The sequence below is a fragment of the Variovorax sp. P1_H12_2 genome, assembly GCF_056405335.1.
Genome location: NZ_JBFUCI010000778.1, coordinates 1 through 1,073 on the forward strand (window position 1 = coordinate 1; position 1,073 = coordinate 1,073).

The 1,073-nt window shown below is 65.9% G+C and carries 1 protein-coding gene; it reads right to left on the reverse strand.

The window, feature by feature from the left end; translation table 11 throughout:
• Nucleotides 1-102 precede the first annotated feature (102 nt).
• Nucleotides 103-1,073: polyprenyl synthetase family protein (locus AC1D2K_RS35080; RefSeq protein ID WP_478095080.1), on the reverse strand; the 971-nt coding region annotated here is incomplete at its 5' end.

A 1,073-nucleotide genomic window follows, 5' to 3' on the forward strand; every position in this document is an offset into this window, starting at 1 on the left:
GCCTCTACGTCCCGAACGTAGCGCTCTACCAGGCTAAGCTACACCCCGATGGTGGTTGCAAGAAAAGGGAATCGTCCGTGGCACTCACTCTCGTGAGTTGAATCAGGCGCGTCGCTCTAACAACTGAGCCGCCAATTGTAGCAAAGCCGCGGAGTGCGAATTTGCAGAAAAACCACGAAGTGCGTCGATGGCGCGTTGCGCTTCGGCCGCCGCTGCGGCGCGCGTGGCTTCCAGGGCGCCGGTTTCGCGCACGATGGCGACGATTTGCGGCAGTTGCGTGGTGTCGCCGGCCTCGATGGCGGTGCGGATCAGCGCGCGTTGCTCCGTCGTGCCGCGCTGCATCGCCAGGATCAGCGGCAACGTGGTCTTGCCTTCGCGCAGGTCGTCGCCGACGTTCTTGCCGGTTTCGTTGGCATCTCCGGCGTAGTCGAGCACGTCGTCGATGACCTGGAAGGCGGTGCCCAGTGCCTGCCCGTAAGCGGCGCAGGCTTCCTCGACGTCGGGGGGCACGCCGGCCAGCACGGCGGCCAGCCGGGTGCTGGCCTCGAACAGCTTGGCGGTCTTCGAGCGGATCACCTTCAGGTAGGCTTCTTCGTCGAGCGTGGCGTCGTGCATGTTCATCAACTGCAGCACTTCGCCTTCGGCGATCACGTTGGTCGCCTCCGCGAGGATCTGCATCACGCGCACGTCATCGGCGTCCAGCATCATCTGGAACGCCCGGGAGTACAGGAAGTCGCCGACCAGCACGCTGGCGGGGTTTCCGAAGGATTCGTTGGMGGTGGGGCGGCCTCGGCGCAGCGTGGACTCGTCCACCACGTCGTCGTGCAGCAGCGTGGCGGTGTGGATGAACTCCACCACGGCGGCGAGATTGAAGCGCTGTTCGCCGCGATAGTCGAGGGCGCCCGCCATCAGCAGCAGCAGCGCCGGTCGCAACCGCTTGCCGCCGGCGGAGATGATGTACCTGGACACCTGGCTCACCAGCGGGACGCCGGTGTCGAGCCGGCGGGCGATCACGAGATCGACGCTGGCCATGTCTTCGGCGATCAGGCTGAGAACGGCAGCAGCGGGGGAGG